The sequence below is a fragment of the Actinomycetota bacterium genome, assembly GCA_014360655.1.
Lineage (GTDB): Bacteria > Actinomycetota > Geothermincolia > Geothermincolales > RBG-13-55-18 > JACIXC01.
Map to the genome: position 1 here is coordinate 145,953 of JACIXC010000001.1, position 15,080 is coordinate 161,032.

Below are 15,080 nucleotides of genomic sequence, written 5' to 3' on the forward strand. Positions count from 1 at the left end.
CCTTACCCAAGGTCTCGGATCTTCGGGAAAGGCGCGCGGCGCCGAGCGAGACCGTTACCCTGAGGCCCCGGGCCGGAAGAAGTAAAGGGCGGCGTGAAGCGAGCACGAGCCCCCGGCCCGGCCTCCCCATACGCACCCCACCCATGCATATAGTGAGCCCCGGCCCCTGTGCCCGTGATCCCTCTGCAGACGTCACTCGTGGGGGCCGTAGATGATCACCGCGTCACCGGGACGGGAGCCGGTGCGCGCGGCCAGGCTCCCCCCGCTGACCCCCACCGCCATCACGCCGGAGGAATCCTCGAAGAGGAGGATCCCGCCCGCCTCCACGTCACCGAAGGTGGAGACCAGCGAGGCGGTGATCTCCTCGTCGCCGATACCCAGCCGCACCACGTCCCCCAGCCGCCAGCCGAGCGCGCGCACCTGCTCCGGGTAGGCGTTTAGGCGCAGGGAACCGAAGCGGTCGATATCGATGACCGTGGCGTAGACGGCGGCCTCGCCTTCCTTTGCCCTGTCCCAGGGGGCGGGCACCAGGTCGCCCGCGTCCATGCTCACCCCTATCTCGGAAGGATGTACCCCCAGCGAGAGGTGCGCCACCACGGGGGCGAAGATGTCCCGGGCGTGGAAGGTGGGGTGGACGGGATGGCGGAAGAAGTCGCTGTCCTCCAGGAAGTATGCCCCGGTAACGCCTCCCAGGCGCTGCGCCGCGGGCATGAGAAGGCCGTTGTCCGGTCCCACCAGGAAGTCGCCCCGCGCGCATGCCAGCGCCACAGCCAGGCGCCGCGTGCCCACCCCGGGGTCCACCACGGCGAGGTGTACGCCCACGGGGATGTGGGGCAGGGCCGCCGCCAGCACGAAAGCGCCCTTGCCGATGTCGAAGGGGGGGATGTCGTGGGATATGTCCAGGATGCGCGCCCCGGGGTTTATGGAGAGGATGACGCCCTTCACCACGCCCACCCACTCCTCAGCGGTCCCGAAATCACTGGTAAACGTTACCAGTCCTCCCGCCTCTCGCTCATCCATCGCGTATCACCCGCACTTTCACCTTCCTGCGCCGCGGACCGTCGAACTCGCAGAGGAATATTCCCTGCCAGGTCCCCAGCTCCAGGTCGCCTCCCGCCACCGGCACGGCGGCGGAGAACCCCATGAGGCTCGCCTTGATGTGGGCGTCGGCATTGCCCTCACGGTGCCGGTAGCCTCCGCCGCGCGGCACCAGCTTCTCCAGGTGTCCCAGGATGTCCGCCGCCACCGCCGGGTCGGCGGCCTCGTTTATGGTCACCCCGGCCGTGGTGTGGGGGACGTAGACGAGGCACGCCCCGTCCTTCATCCCCGTCTTCCTCACCACCTCCCGCACCCTGGAGGTGATGTCCACCAGCTGGGAACGGGAGGTTGTTGAGACCTCTATGGTGTATTCTTCCATGCCCCTCACCCCAGGCTCATGCGCAGGGAGGCCTCCATGTTGAAGGGCGGCAGGTCCTCGGGGTCGATGATCACGTCCACCACCGCCGGCCCCTGCACGGCAAGGGCCTCCGCGAGCACCGGCTTGATGTCGGCGACCTTCTCCAGGCGCCAGCCCGCCGCGCCGAAGGAGCGGGCAAGGGAGGCGAAATCCGGGTTGCCGTGGCAGGTGCCGATGATCCTGCCCTGGCACTGCACCCGCTGCCGGATGTTGAGCACGCGGTACATGTGGTCGTTGATCACCAGCACCAGCACCTTGATGCCCTCCCGGCAGGCGGTCTCCAGGTCCTGGAGGGTCATCATGAAATCCCCGTCACCCAGGATGGCCACCACCTCCCGCTCGGGATGCACCAGCTTGGCGGCCATGGCTGCCGGGAAGCCGAACCCCATGGCCCCGAAGTTGACGGCCGAGAGGTAGGTGAGGGGCTCCAGGCAGGGCAGGTAGGCCATGGGGTAGAGGAGGTGCGTGCCTGACCCCACGGTGACGATCCTCTCCCGCGGCAGGAGCTGCGCGAGCTCGTGGATGACGCGTGCCCCGGAGAGGGGTTCCCGCCCGGACGTCCTGCCCTCCCGGACCATGGCCTCCCATTGCTCCCGCTTGCCGGCCAGGAACTCCCACCACTCCCTCCTCTCCGGCGGACGGTACTCCTTGAGAGCGTCCAGGGCCTCGACGAGGAAGTCCCTCACGTCCGCCTCGATGGGCACCCGGGGACGCAGGCGGCTGGAGAGCATGGCTTCCATGTCTATGTTCACCATGACCACCTCGCCGGGGATGGGGAGGGTGTACTCGTAGGAGGTCATGTCGGAGATTGTGCACCCCAGCGCCAGGACCGCGTCCGCCTCGCCCAGGGCCGCGTCCGCCATGATGTTGCCGCCCCCGAAACCCGCCCTTCCCAGGCAGAGCTCGTGGTCCTCGGGTATGGTCCCCCGGCCGTTGCCGGTGGTGGCCACGGGAACCCGCATGGTCTCCGCCAGGCGCCGCAAGAGGTCCGCGGAGCCGGAATACGCCACGCCGCCGCCGGCGAGTACCAGGGGCCTGGAGGCTTCCTTGATGATCTCCAGGGCCTTCCAGACGTCCTCAACGTGCAGCGGGGGACGGTAGTCCGCTGCGAAGCGGAACCTGGGAACATCCAGCGCGACCTCTTCCTCCCACACGTCCTCGGGAACCTCGATGAGCACCGGCCCGCGCGCCCCGGAGACGGCCAGGTTGTAGGCCCTGGCGAGCACCGATGCTGCCATGTCCGCTTCCTCCAGCCGGAAGGTCCCCTTGCACAGGGGAGCGAAGATGCTCGTGTGGTCCGCCTCCAGCATGCCGTCCGCGCCCCTGAGCTTCCTCTTCACCGCGCCGCTGAGCAAGATCATGGGGCTGCAGTCCTTGTAAGCGCTGCCCACCGAGATGAGGGCGTTGAGGGTGCCCGGTCCCGAGTGGGTGAGCGCCACCCCGGGAATGCCGGTGAGGCGCCCCTCCGCGTCGGCCATGCTCGCCGCCACCTGCTCGTGCCGGCAGGATATGTACCTTATCTCATCCTGGTGGTCGTAGAGCGCGTTGACGAAAGCGAAGTTGGAGGTGCCGATGATGCCGTAGACCCGGGTCACCCCCATGGCCTTCAGGCCCTCGATGATTAACTGCGCGCAGTTCATGTTACCCTCCGTCCCTCCTTCACCGTCCGTCTTTTTCGCATGCCCCTCGTTCCCGCGCGAGTTCCCGCGTGATGCAGCCGCCGCCTGTCCCTGTCGCCTGCCCCGGTGCCGCCTGCCCCGGTGCCGCCAGTCCCCCTTGTCGCCGGCCCGGCAAGCGACCTGCCGCGGGGGTCAGGGCTCAACGCGTTCCCTGCGGCCCACCGGCAGTCACCGTCCCGCTTGCGGCCTTTCCGCCGACGATCACGTGACGCCGTTGACCACGAAACGCGGCTTCTCTCCGGAAAGAACCCGCGTGACGTTGTCCAGGGTCACCTGCAACATGCGCACGCGGCTCTCGTTGGTCCCCCCCGCGACGTGCGGTGAGAGTATCACCTTGTCCGACCGCAGCAACGGGTTGGCGGGGTTCACCGGCTCCTCGCCGAAAACGTCGAGGCCGGCTCCCGCCAGCCGCCCCTCGTCCAGGGCCTCCGCCAGGGCCTCCTCGTCCACCACCTCGCCACGCGCCAGGTTGAGAAGGTAGGCCCCCGGCTTCATCAACGCCAGCCTATCCCGGTCGATGAGATGGTGGGTCTCCCCGGTGAGGGGCACATGGAGGGTGACGATGTCCGACGCCCGCAGGAGGTCTTCTAGTCCCGCGTACTCCACCCCCAGCTCCCGCTCCTCCTCCGCCGGCAGCGCCCTGGTGTCGTGGTAAAGGATGCTGCACCCGAAGGAACGCGCGCGCCGCGCCACTTCTCTGCCAATATTTCCCATACCTATTATCCCCAGGGTCTTTCCTTGCAGCTCGTACATCCCCAGGGTGAAGATGTCCGACTGCCCCCACTCGCCGCGCGCCGTCCTGGCGTGGAAGTAGAGGGCCCTCTTCAGCAGGCAGAGCATGAACATGATGGCGTGCTCCGCCACCCCCACGGCGTTTGCCGCCCCCACGTTGGCGACCGGTATGCCCACCCTGCGGGTGGCCTCGATGTCTATGTGCTGATACCCGATGCTCGGCTGCTGTATGAGCCTGCACCCGCGTGCAGCCTCGGCCACCGCGGCGTCGATGGGCAGGCGGAAGGTGAAGTCCCCTATGATGACATCCGCCCCCCTTACCGCCTCCACCAGGCCCGGACCCGGGTCCCCGTCATAGACCTCGACCACGATGTCCCCGCGCCCGCCGGCTTCCGAGAACATCCCCTGCACCGCCTCCCCGGGCAGGGGTGAAAGCACCACTATCCTTGCCATCCTCTCCTCCCGTCACGCTGCCCGAACGGGTCCCGACATCCGCACATCCCAGCCGCGGCACCCGCCTTCGTCCCACCGGTGCGGCGCGCTCCGCCCGCGACACGCTCCCGGGCCTTCCGGGGTCGTATATACCGTGCCACGCCCCCTTCCATCTTATACCACGCCCCGCGCGTTGCGCAGCGTCGGAGAAGATCGGTCCTCGTCCGGTTCTCCCATCCATGATCACGGTCTCGCGGGCGAGAAAGCGAAGGAGCGCGGTTAAGAGAAGGTGACAGGAAAGTGATATAAATGTGAGTGAAGGTGATCGCGGCGGCCCGCGGCCTCGCCCTCGGGGCGTGTCCTCAACCCTCAGGGCATGTCCTCGATGTAGATGTCCTTGTACCTATCGATGGCTTCCTCGCGCCGAGCCCGCCGCCCCTCCGGGCCGGCTTCCAGCACCTTGCGCAGCTCTTCGCCCAGGATCACGGGGTTGAACGGCTTCACGATATAACCGTCGGCACCCATCCTCCATCCCCGGGCGATATCCTCGTCCTGCACCTTGGCGGTGAGCACCACAACGGGCAGCTCCTTCAGTCGCTCGTCCTCGCGTATCATCTTCAGGATCTCCCAGCCGTCCATCTGGGGCATCATGATGTCCAGCACCAGCAGGTCGGGCGGGTTCTCCCTCATCATCCTCATGGCCGTCTTCCCGTCCCAGGCCTCCTCCACCTCGAAGTGTTCCAGCTCGAGGTTGATACGCACGAGCCGGGTCACCATGGGATCGTCGTCAACTACCAGCACGCGTGCAGCCATACCCCTCCTTCCTGCAGTACCCCTATTCTAACCGCCGCAGCGCCATCGCTGCAAACAGCGGGGCTCGGGAAGCCGCCGCGCCTCCCGCACGCCATCCGCTCAGCCTCCCCACGCCTCGGCAAGGCAAGCGGCGGCCCACCGCCTCAGCCCGATCGCCGCCCCCGGCGGCACGCGCAACGTGCCGGCCACTCGCGGAAACAGTGCAATCCCCTTTTACCTTCCACGCGGGCGGCACGTTTTCCTCCCCCTGCGGGGCGCCGACGCGAAGTCCGTCCCGCGTGGGAAGACCGCTACCCATGATGGTATAATCTCCATGCGTCACATCTCTTCTTGCGTCGCAGCCGCCTAAGCGGGCGCTCGCGACCACTGACCGACACGGGAGGGCAGGATGAGCTACGACATCTTTCAACCGGTGCACGAGGATTTCCGGCACAGCCTGCGCCAGTTCGTGGAAAACGAGCTGGCCCCGCACGCCGACGAATGGGAAGAAGCGGAGGAGTTCCCGCGCTGGGTCTACACCCGCATGGGGGAGCTGGGGTTCCTGGGTATGTCCTACCCCGAGGAATACGGGGGGGACGACGACCGCCTGGCCGAGGCCGTCTTCCACGAGGAGATCACCCGCTGCGGCTCCGCGGGAGTTGCGGCGGGGCTGGGGGCGCATATCGGCATCGCCATGCCCCAGATCAACCGCTTCGGCACCCCGGAGCAGAAGGAGAAATACCTGGTGCCGGGCATCAGGGGCGAAACCATCGGGGCGCTGGGCATCACCGAGCCGGAGGCGGGCTCCGACGTGGCGGGCATCAGGACCTATGCCGTGCGCGACGGCTCGGACTGGATCATCAACGGCTCCAAGACCTTCATCACCAACGGGGTGCGCTGCGACTGGGTGGTGCTGGCGGTCAAGACGGACCGCGACAAGGGCTACGCGGGCATCTCCCAGTTCATCGTGGACCGCGGCACGCCCGGCTTCGAGACCTCCAAGAAGATCAAGAAGCTGGGGTGGAAGGCCTCCGACACCGGTGAGCTCTCCTTCATCGACGTGCGCGTCCCCGCCGACGCCCTGCTGGGCGAGGAGAACCGCGGTTTCTTCCAGATAATGGCAAACTTTGTCTGGGAGCGGCTCATCATGGCCCTGGGCTCCGTGGCCGGGGCCCAGCTACTCTTCGACATCTCCCTGCAGTATGCCAAGGAGCGGCACGCCTTCGGCAAGCCCATCGGGAAGTTCCAGGCCATATCCCACATGCTGGCGGACATGGCCACCGAGATCGAGCTGGGGAGGGCCTTCACCTACCACGTGCTCAAGCTCTACGTGGAGGGCAAGGAACCGGTGAAGGAGGTGGCCATGGCCAAGCTCTATACCTGCGACATGGCCTGCCGCGTTGCGGACCGGGCCCTGCAGATATACGGCGGTTACGGCTATACCGAGGAATATCCCCTGGCGCGGGCCTACCGCGACATGCGCCTGGGCCCCATAGGCGGCGGCACCGACCAGATCATGCGCGAGATCATCGCCCGCTCCTACGGCCTCTGAGGATCGTCCGCCTCCTACCGCATTGGCGCCCCCTGGCCACCGCTCGGAGCCCCGCCTTCCCGCGGCCTCCGGGGCGAGGCCATGACCTCCTGCAGGGCGGACGCGAACTCCTCGGCCCGCTGCGACCCGAATAGGACCCTCCTGCCGTCACGCAGTCTCAGTTGCACGCCGCGGTTACCGGACACGTTGTAGGCCTTGCCCTTCCGGCCGTACCTTATCCCCCAGCCGCCGTACTCGAGGACGGGGCGGTAGGTGCGCGCCTCCGCTTCCTCTATCTCCTCCACGCCGATGCGGTGGAAGCGCAGGTGGAAGGGGTGATAGCGGTAGTGGATGCCGTCATCCCTCACCTCCACCACCAGGCGGGCGGAGAGGAAGAGGGCGGGGAACCCCATGCCCATGAGCAGCCAGACGAGGTACATGAACCAGTCGGGCGCCTCCTTTTCTCCCGGGGGCCTGTCTGCGAACAGTTGTCGCAGCGGCGCGTACCAGGCGAAGAGCGTAACCGCCAGCACCACCAGGTATATCCACCACTGGTGAAAGCGCTGCACCTCGCGAAAGACGGTGTTTTTCTCCCGCTCATCACCGCTCATGTCAGGACATCCTCCCTGCGCCGGCTTCTCCCCACGATAACCGGATATATCCCCTTAATACGTAAAGATAAACGGGCACCGGCTCCGCCTTCGGCCAGCCTCCCGGCCGTTACGCCGCCTCAGCCTCCGCAGATGTTCCCTCCCTCACCCTTGCCGTTGGATTCCGCCGCCTTCTCGACCTTCCTTCTCTCTCGGAATAATACTACCGAGATGCCCGCGCAGAAGAGCAGCGCGCTCACTACCTGGAAAAAGATGCCAGCCGATGCGTCGGCGTGGTAACGGAAGAACTCCACCGCGAAGCGCACCGCCCCGTAGCAGGCCACGGAAAGCAGGAAGAGGTCCCACCCCCGCCGCAGCCTCCTGCGGGCCCACAGTAGAAAGCAGAAAACGGCGAGGTCCATGACCAGCTCGTAAAGCTGGGTGGGATGCACCGCCGTGTCCGATCCCGGGAAGGTCACCGCCCAGGGCAGGCCGGAGGGCTTTCCCCCGCAGCACCCGTTGAGGAAGCAACCGACGCGTGCTATGGCCAGGGAAAGCGGGAGGGTGAGGCCCACCGCGTCCGCCACCGCCCCCGTGGAGACCCCCAGGCGGCGCACCGTCAGCACGCAGGCGGGCACGGCGAGCAGCAGCCCTCCGTAAAATACCAGCCCCCGCATGTTGAGGTCGAAAACCGCCCCCCAGTTCCCCGAGAACTGGTCCAGGTGCCCGAGCACGTAGAAGAGGCGGGCGCCGAAGACACCGCTGATGGCCGCCACGGCCCCCACCGTGTACATGACGGACCCGTCCAGGCCCCGCCTCCGCAACTCCCGGGCCGCCACCAGCACGCCCGCGAGGAAGGCGGTGAAGAGCATCACCCCGTAGGAATACACGGGATATGACCCTATATGGAAAAGAACCGGCCGCACGCCGCCACCTCCCCTCTTGCTCCCCTCGTATGACGGGGTGATCGGGCCTGCCTCCCGCCCGGCCGTACAAGCCCGCGCATGCCTCCGTCCGCGGGCTCTCACCATACCTGCGGGACCGGCACCGCCCCCTGCCGCGGCCTTCGGGGTCAAGTTTAGCAGAGCGCTCACCCGCAAGGTAAGACACCAACCGGAACCCCCGCGACTCCCAGGACAACATTTAAAGGCAACGGGAGAAAGGTATAATACCCCGGGCAATCGATAATCATACCTTTTGCCTATGCTTGCAAGCCCTTTCCCTTCCGTTTTTCTAAGTGAGGGAAAAAGGCGGCGGGGAGGTTTGCGGGAGATGCGCAACAGGGGATCGTTTAGGGGAACGGTGCTGGTAACGGGCTTTATTGCAGCACTTCTTTGCCTTTCTCTTCTTTTCGCCGTTTTCGCCCCCCTTGCCGCGGCGCGGGAATCGGGTGCGGTATCCGTCGAGGTCTCCATAGCTCCCTGCGTGCGGGTGGACGCGGACGGCCAGGTAAGGGGCAATGTCTCCGCGATCGCCATCCACCAGGCGGATCTCCTGACCATCCTCCCCCGCTGACCTTCACCACTCCCCTTCACGACGCCTGTTCTCCACCGGAAGCACGGGCACAGGAGCTCCGGGCATACGGCCTTGGGCAATATGATGTTGTGACCCGGATGTAACGGCTGAGGCCGAGTTCTCCCCCTCTCGGCAACGGGGTTCTCACGATCAACGGCGCGCTATTAAGGCGCATTATTAAATGTATATGTCGCTGCTTGATGAATGTGATGACCGTGATGAGATGCCGCAGACATAAAGGGGGTTCATCAAGATTACGTTGCATAATGATCGCGGCCATCGATAACGTCGCCGGCAGTAGGGCACGGGAGCAACGCCATCGCGTTGACATGCGCCTCGTGACTCCCGGGGACCCAGGATAAAGACATCGGTGGCGGGAGAGCCGCCTTCAGGCTTCGTTACGCCGGCGCCGCCGGCGCACTAGGCACCAGACCCCCACGCCGAGGAGGATGAACAGCAGCGCCCAGGGCAGCGGGACCACCCAGAAGCCGCCCTTTGCACGCTTCTCGGTGTCGAAGACGTTCATCTGGGGGCCGTACCTGATCACCGCCTCCGCCTCGTAAACCCCCAGGAAGGGGGGGCTGGGCAGGCTGCCGTCGAAATAGCGCACCGTGCCCGGCAGGAGGGTGATCTCCCCCAAGTCGACGGTGCCGGAGCCGAAGCCGAACTTCGCGCGGTAACTCAGGGATGCCTGCACGGTGAGGTGCACGTTCCCCGTGTTCTCCACCTCCAGGTGGTACCGGATATCCCGCGCCGGCCATCCGGCCTCCCCTCCGGCGGGCGGCCCCCACAGGGAAAAGAGATCGCTCTCCACGGAGAGGGTCTTCACCTCCGCGTCCCGGACGATCTCTCCCTCCACGGTGACCAGGATCAGGGAACCGATGCGGTAGCTGGGCTTCACTCCCTGCCCGGGAGGGGGCTCGGTCGCGTCCTGGAAGAACAGCACCGAGAAATGCCCGCCCGGCTCCGCGTCCGCGGGCACCTGCAGGTGGAAGGGCTCCTCGTGCTGGGAACGGGCCGGGACGGTGAAGCGTCCGCGCGGGATGGTGATCCAATGCGAGCAGGAGTAGGTATAGTAGCCGGGTTCACGGAAATCGTAACTGTTGTCCGGGTTGATGAAGAAGTCCATGGCGTATACGAGGAGCTCCTGGTCGTGCTCCGCGTGGTTGATGAGGGTGACGGTGAAATCAATTCCCTCCCCGGGCGCCAGGGTCAGTTCCTTCTTGACGGGCGAGACGGTGAGATCGAAGTCCTGTGCCCGGGCGGAGGGGGCGGGCCCCAGCAGAAGGAAGGCGAAAACCGCCGCAAACACGAGCAGGGTCATGCCGGACCTTCTCATCATCCCGCTTCCTCCCCTCTATCCTTCATATGACCTTCCATCCTTCATAATCCTCGCACGGACCGCTCTCGCCCGGCTGCCGGCAATCCAACCCGCCCGGCCTTTCAACGCCCAGGGCCTTTCATATCCAAAGGACACCTTATCCTAAATCGGCTCTCCGTCGGCCATCCTATACAACCTTTTTGCGTGCAATCCGACTTATTCCTCCCCCGCAACCCGGGTATATCGTCGAGGGGAGAGCGGACAATGCGGCGATCTCAGGGGGAAACACGCATGCAAGCCCTCTCGAGTCGCGCGCCCATTCCATGCAGCGCGGGAGGAGGGTCACGGGAAGCGGGGCGATGTGCGGGGTAATGCATGAGTATAATGCAAGAATAAAAAGAACGAGGAGGGCCCGGAAGATATCCGGGCCGCTCCTTTTCTTCGCCAAATCCGGCGGGATGCTGTCCGCTACTGCGCCACCACCGTGTAGGTGTGCGTGGCCGTGTAGTTGCCCACCGGGTCCTCCCACTCGATGTCCACCCGGTAGTTCACCGTGAGGCCGATGTTGCCGCCGCGGTTGCCCTCCGCCACCATGACGTCCGTCCCGAACTCGGTGGCGGTCCCGCGGGTGGCGGTCACCCTACCGTCGCTCGAGGTGGAGGTGAAGGTCAGGCGGCTCGAGGGGATGACGTCGGACCCGCTGGTGAGGTCCCGGTCCTTGTCTACCTCGAGCCTCCACGGCCTGTTGGCGGAGACGCTGGCCCCTATGGAATCGGTGTACACGCCGTCGAGGCCGGGGCCGCCGTCGGGCAGCAGGCTGCCCCCGAAGTCCACCGGTGCCCCCGTCACCGTCAGCCGCAGGGCTTCGGCGACGCTGGCCGACACGGCCACGTCCTGCGGGTTGTCGGCCCGCGCGGGGGCGCCCACGAGCAGGAGCGTGAGCATGGCCAACGCCCCCAGCATCCCCAGCATCTTCATCCTCTTTCCCATCTTTCTACCTCCTTTTAAATCTTCGAGATTTCTTCTCCAGAAATCTTTCTCACCTTCATTGTCGTTCACCTTCGCGGGGCATTGAACAAGTATCCGGTGAATAAGCCCGTTCATCCGGGGAGCGGTGCCATGCGGGGGACGAGCGGATAAAAAGAGGGGGTGATCCGGGTGGCGGTCCCGGGGAACGGACGGGTCCGACGTGACGCAAGCGCCCGTACGAGTCAACATGCACGGCGCATTCCCCGTTGCGGGTCACGGGAAAAATGCTGCGCCTGGGCCCCACATGGGTCTCCGGCGGGCGCCGTGTCGTCCCAGCCGGCGCCGCACAGACGGCCTCCTTTTTTCTTCGCATGCAGGTGCCCAACGCATGCCCGTGTATTATAATCTGGGAGAAGCCGGCGTAGCTCAGCAGGTAGAGCAGCTCACTCGTAATGAGCAGGTCTGCGGTTCGAGTCCGCACGCCGGCTCCAGTATTACGAGGTAGTTCATGTGGCGGCGCTCAGGATATGCGGCGGGATGCTGCTGATCATGGCGGGCGCGGGCGTGCCCGTCTTCTTTTTCCGACCCAAGACGCTCAAGAAGATGACGAGGGGGTGCGAAACGGTCCCTCAGCGGGGAGGGGCCATCTCGATGTCCATGATGTGCTCCTTCATCTTGTGGGTGAACTGGAGCGTCTCGAAGATGTTGGCTATGCGGTTCTGGATCTCCGCGATGCGTTTCTCGTCCCTTTCGGGCTCGAAGAGGTGGCGGAACCTCCCCTGCGCCCGCAGGTATTCCTCCACGGGCGCCAGCTTGGCCTGCCCCTGTATGATGCGCTGGGTGCCCGCCGTGTAGGTGGTGCGTCCTCCCTCGTGCTCGTATAGCATCCACATCCCCGTCTGCACCGCCAGGCGGGCGACCTTGATGGTGTGGCTGGAGGGGAACTTCCAGCCGGGCGGGCAGGGGGCCTGGATCTCGATGTAGCGCGTCCCCCTGATCTCCCTGGCCTTGGCGAACTTGCGGAACATGTCCGTGGGATAGGCCAGGGAGGCGGTGGCCACGTAGGGGATGCCGTGGGCCACCATGATCTGGGCCACGTCCTTGCGCCATTCCCCCTTCCCCCTGGTGGTGTTGGTGGTCCACGCCGCGTAGGGGGTGGCGCCGCTGCGCTGCGTCCCCGTGTTGGAGTAGGCCTCGTTGTTGTAGCACACGTAGATGAAATCCGCGTTGCGCTCCGCCGCGCCGGAGAGTGCCTGTATGCCGATGTCGTAGGTCCCGCCGTCGCCAGCCCACACCAGTATGGTGGGCTTCTCGGAGAACCTGCCATTCTTCACCAGGCGGTCGGCGGCCGCGGTCATACCCGAGGCCACCGCGCCCCCGGTGGCGAAGGCCATGTTCAGGGTGGGGAGACCCAGCGCGGAGGCGGGATAGGGGCTCTGCAGCACCGAGGTGCAGGAGGCGATGACCGCCAGGATGGTGTTCTTCCCCAGTGCCTTGAAGGCCACCCGCAGGGCGGCGCTCCCCGGGCAACCCTGGCAGGCCGCGCTGCCCTGCAGGAAGAGCTCCTCCTCCGGAAAGTCGCGCAGCCTCACCGCACTCCCTCCCTTTTCCAGTACTCTTCCAGGCTTCTCTTGACCAGCTCGTGGTGCTCGTTGAGGCGCACCGTCGGCCAGCGGCTCTCCGCCGGCAGTTCCCCGCGCAGGGCGGCCTCCATGTTCTCCGCGATGACGTCGTAGGGGACGTCGCGCCCTCCCAGGCCCGTCACCAGGTCGTAGACGGGGCGGTCGCCGTGCCCGTAGACTGCCGCCTTCACCTCGGAGTAGAGGGCGCCCTCCATGCCGAAGGAGAAACCCCTGTCCACCACCATCACCGCCTGCAACCGCTCGAGAAGTCCCCTCAGCTCATCCACCGGGAAGGGGCGGTAGCAGCGCACGCGCACCAGCCCGCAGCGGTGGCCGCGCTCCCGCAGGAAGTCCACCGTAACCCGGCATTCCGAGGCCACCGCCCCCATGGCCACCAGGGCGCACTCGGCGTCCTCCATGCGGTAGGTCTCCACCAGCCCGCCGTGGTAGCCCCCCACGACCTCCCGGAACTCCTCGGCCGCCTCCACGATCACGCGGCGCGCGTTCTCCATGGCCTGGTGTATGGAAAACCTTACCTCCTCGTAGTCGTCCGGATAGATCACCGAGCCGTGCGTGAAGGGGTAATCCAGGTCCAGCTTCCACAGTGAGCGGAAGGGCGGCAGGAAGCGGTCCACCGCCTCCTGGTCCCGTATCTCCACCTGCATGTAGGTGTGGGACATGATGAAGGCGTCGTAGCAGACCATAACCGGCAGGATGACCTTCGGGTCCTCGCTGACGCGGTAGGCCTGGATGATGGTGTCCAGGATCTCCTGGTGCGTGGAGCAGTACAGCTGTATCCAACCCGTGTCCCGCGCCGCCAGGGAATCCTGGTGGTCGCACCAGATGTTCCACCCCGGGCCCAGCGCGCGGTTGACGTTGACCATGACCATGGGCAGGCGGATGTTGGAGGCCCAGTGGAGGAGCTCGTGCATGTACGCCAGGCCGTGGGAAGAGGTGGCGGAAAAGGAGCGCACCCCCATGGCCACCGCCCCGATCATGGCCGCCATGGCGCTGTGCTCGCTCTCCACCGGGATGTAGGAGCAGTCCATCTCACCCTCGTCGATGAAACGGGAGATCTCCTCGATGACCTGGGTCTGCGGGGTTATGGGATACGCGGACACCACCTCCGCCCGCGCCAGGCGGGCGCCCCAGGCGGCTACGTGGTTCCCGGTCTCGACCAGCCTCATCTTCTCCTCTATCCCTCCTCCTTCACCATGGTCATGGCCCTGGTGGGACACTCCTCGGCGCAGATGCCGCACCCCTTGCAGTAGTCGTAGTTGATGACGATATCCTTGCTGATGCAGGCCTCGGGACAGTATATCCAGCAGAGCAGGCACTTGTTGCACCTCTCCGCGTCCAGCAAGGGGCGGAAGGTCCTCCAGGTGCCCGTCTTGCCCACGCTCCCCTCCATGGGCACGGAGAGGGTGGTGAGAAAACCCACCTCCTGCGGTCCCGTCTTCTTCCTTTTTCTGGGCATCGCTGCCTCGCGCCTACCTCTCGTGCATCTCTATTATGTGTCGGGCCCTTCCGTCACCCTTCGCGCCTTCTTTTTGCGTGTCGTCCTCGCATGTCGTCCTTGCGTGTCGTCTCTTTCCCTTGCGGTTCCTCCCTGGGCCTCCCTTCCCGCCTTTCCGATCCTGTGCCCCTTCTTCCTGTCGGCCGCCTCCTCTTCTCCCGGCCTTCCCTTTGCCGCGCAGGCACGCGCGGTTCACCCGGAAGCCGCGCTCCTACCCTTTCCGGCATGGGGTTTCGCCCTCCTGACGAGGTTAACGGAAGTGAACCCCAGCCTGGCCGCCTGCAGGCTCGCATCCAGGCGTGAGGGCGGCACGTTCTGCCTTATGACCTCGGTCACCGTCTCCAGGCTGACCAGTTCCGTCACGTTGGAGACGGCGCCAAGGAAGACGATGTTCAGGACCGGCATCCCTTCCACCACCATGTCCAGGTCCAGGGCTATGGAGGTAGCGTCCACCGCGTAGACTTCGTAGGGAAGGCCCCTCACCAGTTCGGCCTCATCCTCCCGCATGTTCACCAGGAGCACGGTGTCTTCCCTGGTCCCCTCGGTGACGGCCGCCTCGATCAGCGAGGTGCTCAATATCACCAGGTAGTTGGGTTGGTATATCTGGCTGCGCAGGGCTATGGGTTTGTCGTCCATGCGCACATAGGCCTTCACCGGAGCTCCCCTTCTCTCGGCACCGAAGAAGGGGAAGGCCTGCACCTGCCAGCCGGCCAGGTCACCTGCCTGGGCCAGGAGGTTGACAAGGGTTACCGCTCCCTGCCCTCCCAGGCTGTGGAACCTGATTTCTACCATAATTTTCCTTCCCGTCGTCCACTACTCCCCCGCTCCTGCGCTGCGGGGGATACTTCGGAACCTGCATGACACAAATATATAGCATACGGAGGGAAATCTTGTCGATGAGAAAGCGCGGCGGGCGCCGCGTGCG

Annotated in this window: 15 protein-coding genes and 1 tRNA gene; 3 read left to right on the plus strand and 13 right to left on the minus strand. The window is 65.6% G+C overall.

Going from position 1 to position 15,080, the window contains the following annotated elements:
* Positions 1–192 precede the first annotated feature (192 nt).
* From H5T73_00580 to H5T73_00600, 5 genes are all read right to left on the minus strand, one after another.
* Positions 193–1,020, minus strand: coding sequence for an SAM-dependent chlorinase/fluorinase (locus H5T73_00580; GenBank protein ID MBC7246262.1), 828 nt, complete (start codon positions 1,018–1,020; stop codon positions 193–195).
* Positions 1,013–1,417, minus strand: coding sequence for a YjbQ family protein (locus H5T73_00585; protein ID MBC7246263.1), 405 nt, complete (start codon positions 1,415–1,417; stop codon positions 1,013–1,015). Before H5T73_00585 ends, H5T73_00580 begins: the two co-directional genes overlap by 8 nt.
* Positions 1,418–1,422: 5 nt before the next feature.
* The gene (locus tag H5T73_00590; GenBank protein MBC7246264.1) at positions 1,423–3,096 is read right to left on the minus strand and encodes a thiamine pyrophosphate-binding protein; all 1,674 of its coding nucleotides are present in this window, start codon (positions 3,094–3,096) and stop codon (positions 1,423–1,425) included.
* A gap of 240 nt (positions 3,097–3,336) precedes the next feature.
* On the minus strand, positions 3,337–4,320 hold the full coding sequence (locus H5T73_00595) for a hydroxyacid dehydrogenase (GenBank protein MBC7246265.1): 984 nt from the start codon (positions 4,318–4,320) through the stop codon (positions 3,337–3,339).
* A gap of 348 nt (positions 4,321–4,668) precedes the next feature.
* Positions 4,669–5,112 carry a response regulator gene (locus H5T73_00600; GenBank protein ID MBC7246266.1) on the minus strand — a complete coding sequence of 148 codons (444 nt, stop codon included), beginning with the start codon at positions 5,110–5,112 and terminating at the stop codon, positions 4,669–4,671.
* Positions 5,113–5,500: 388 nt separating this feature from the next.
* Here H5T73_00600 and H5T73_00605 point away from each other — a divergent pair, with 388 nt between their 5' ends.
* Positions 5,501–6,643 (plus strand): acyl-CoA dehydrogenase family protein, encoded by a 1,143-nt coding sequence (locus tag H5T73_00605; GenBank protein ID MBC7246267.1) that lies wholly within the window; start codon positions 5,501–5,503, stop codon positions 6,641–6,643.
* 14 nt (positions 6,644–6,657) lie between these two features.
* On the opposite strand, the gene H5T73_00610 is transcribed toward H5T73_00605, so the two are convergent.
* The gene (locus H5T73_00610; protein ID MBC7246268.1) at positions 6,658–7,233 is read right to left on the minus strand and encodes a hypothetical protein; all 576 of its coding nucleotides are present in this window, start codon (positions 7,231–7,233) and stop codon (positions 6,658–6,660) included.
* A 119-nt stretch (positions 7,234–7,352) separates the two neighbouring features.
* Positions 7,353–8,138, minus strand: a complete 786-nt coding sequence (locus H5T73_00615) for a prolipoprotein diacylglyceryl transferase (GenBank protein ID MBC7246269.1) — start codon at positions 8,136–8,138, stop codon at positions 7,353–7,355.
* Positions 8,139–8,484: 346 nt separating this feature from the next.
* On the opposite strand from H5T73_00615, the gene H5T73_00620 reads away from it, so the two are divergent.
* Complete coding sequence (locus H5T73_00620; GenBank protein ID MBC7246270.1) at positions 8,485–8,727, plus strand: hypothetical protein; 243 nt, start codon at positions 8,485–8,487, stop codon at positions 8,725–8,727.
* A gap of 388 nt (positions 8,728–9,115) precedes the next feature.
* Here the strand turns inward: H5T73_00620 and H5T73_00625 are convergent, their stop codons facing one another.
* Positions 9,116–10,069: a hypothetical protein gene (locus H5T73_00625; protein MBC7246271.1), complete on the minus strand. Its 954-nt coding sequence runs from the start codon at positions 10,067–10,069 to the stop codon at positions 9,116–9,118.
* 447 nt (positions 10,070–10,516) lie between these two features.
* Positions 10,517–11,038, minus strand: coding sequence for a hypothetical protein (locus H5T73_00630; GenBank protein MBC7246272.1), 522 nt, complete (start codon positions 11,036–11,038; stop codon positions 10,517–10,519).
* Positions 11,039–11,432: 394 nt separating this feature from the next.
* Between H5T73_00630 and H5T73_00635 the strand changes: the two genes are divergently transcribed.
* Positions 11,433–11,508, plus strand: a tRNA-Thr gene (locus H5T73_00635).
* A 138-nt stretch (positions 11,509–11,646) separates the two neighbouring features.
* On the opposite strand, the gene H5T73_00640 is transcribed toward H5T73_00635, so the two are convergent.
* From H5T73_00640 to H5T73_00655, 4 genes are all read right to left on the minus strand, one after another.
* The gene (locus H5T73_00640; GenBank protein ID MBC7246273.1) at positions 11,647–12,609 is read right to left on the minus strand and encodes a pyruvate synthase subunit beta; all 963 of its coding nucleotides are present in this window, start codon (positions 12,607–12,609) and stop codon (positions 11,647–11,649) included.
* Positions 12,606–13,838, minus strand: a complete 1,233-nt coding sequence (gene porA / locus H5T73_00645; GenBank protein ID MBC7246274.1) for a pyruvate ferredoxin oxidoreductase — start codon at positions 13,836–13,838, stop codon at positions 12,606–12,608. Before porA ends, H5T73_00640 begins: the two co-directional genes overlap by 4 nt.
* Positions 13,835–14,116 carry a 4Fe-4S binding protein gene (locus H5T73_00650; GenBank protein MBC7246275.1) on the minus strand — a complete coding sequence of 94 codons (282 nt, stop codon included), beginning with the start codon at positions 14,114–14,116 and terminating at the stop codon, positions 13,835–13,837. Before H5T73_00650 ends, porA begins: the two co-directional genes overlap by 4 nt.
* Before the next feature lie 231 nt (positions 14,117–14,347).
* Positions 14,348–14,947 carry a 2-oxoacid:acceptor oxidoreductase family protein gene (locus H5T73_00655; GenBank protein MBC7246276.1) on the minus strand — a complete coding sequence of 200 codons (600 nt, stop codon included), beginning with the start codon at positions 14,945–14,947 and terminating at the stop codon, positions 14,348–14,350.
* Between the last annotated feature and the right edge of the window lie 133 nt (positions 14,948–15,080).

What these genes read in the sequence shown, in the direction of transcription:
- H5T73_00585 (MBC7246263.1), bottom strand. Translation starts at nt 1,417, where the DNA reads ATGGAAGAATACACCATAGAGGTCTCAACAACCTCCCGTTCCCAGCTG.
- H5T73_00625 (MBC7246271.1), bottom strand. Translation starts at nt 10,069, where the DNA reads ATGATGAGAAGGTCCGGCATGACCCTGCTCGTGTTTGCGGCGGTTTTC.
- H5T73_00590 (MBC7246264.1), bottom strand. Translation starts at nt 3,096, where the DNA reads ATGAACTGCGCGCAGTTAATCATCGAGGGCCTGAAGGCCATGGGGGTG.
- H5T73_00630 (MBC7246272.1), bottom strand. Translation starts at nt 11,038, where the DNA reads ATGGGAAAGAGGATGAAGATGCTGGGGATGCTGGGGGCGTTGGCCATG.
- H5T73_00595 (MBC7246265.1), bottom strand. Translation starts at nt 4,320, where the DNA reads ATGGCAAGGATAGTGGTGCTTTCACCCCTGCCCGGGGAGGCGGTGCAG.
- H5T73_00600 (MBC7246266.1), bottom strand. Translation starts at nt 5,112, where the DNA reads ATGGCTGCACGCGTGCTGGTAGTTGACGACGATCCCATGGTGACCCGG.
- H5T73_00650 (MBC7246275.1), bottom strand. Translation starts at nt 14,116, where the DNA reads ATGCCCAGAAAAAGGAAGAAGACGGGACCGCAGGAGGTGGGTTTTCTC.
- H5T73_00620 (MBC7246270.1), top strand. Translation starts at nt 8,485, where the DNA reads ATGCGCAACAGGGGATCGTTTAGGGGAACGGTGCTGGTAACGGGCTTT.
- H5T73_00580 (MBC7246262.1), bottom strand. Translation starts at nt 1,020, where the DNA reads ATGGATGAGCGAGAGGCGGGAGGACTGGTAACGTTTACCAGTGATTTC.
- H5T73_00605 (MBC7246267.1), top strand. Translation starts at nt 5,501, where the DNA reads ATGAGCTACGACATCTTTCAACCGGTGCACGAGGATTTCCGGCACAGC.
- H5T73_00655 (MBC7246276.1), bottom strand. Translation starts at nt 14,947, where the DNA reads ATGGTAGAAATCAGGTTCCACAGCCTGGGAGGGCAGGGAGCGGTAACC.
- H5T73_00610 (MBC7246268.1), bottom strand. Translation starts at nt 7,233, where the DNA reads ATGAGCGGTGATGAGCGGGAGAAAAACACCGTCTTTCGCGAGGTGCAG.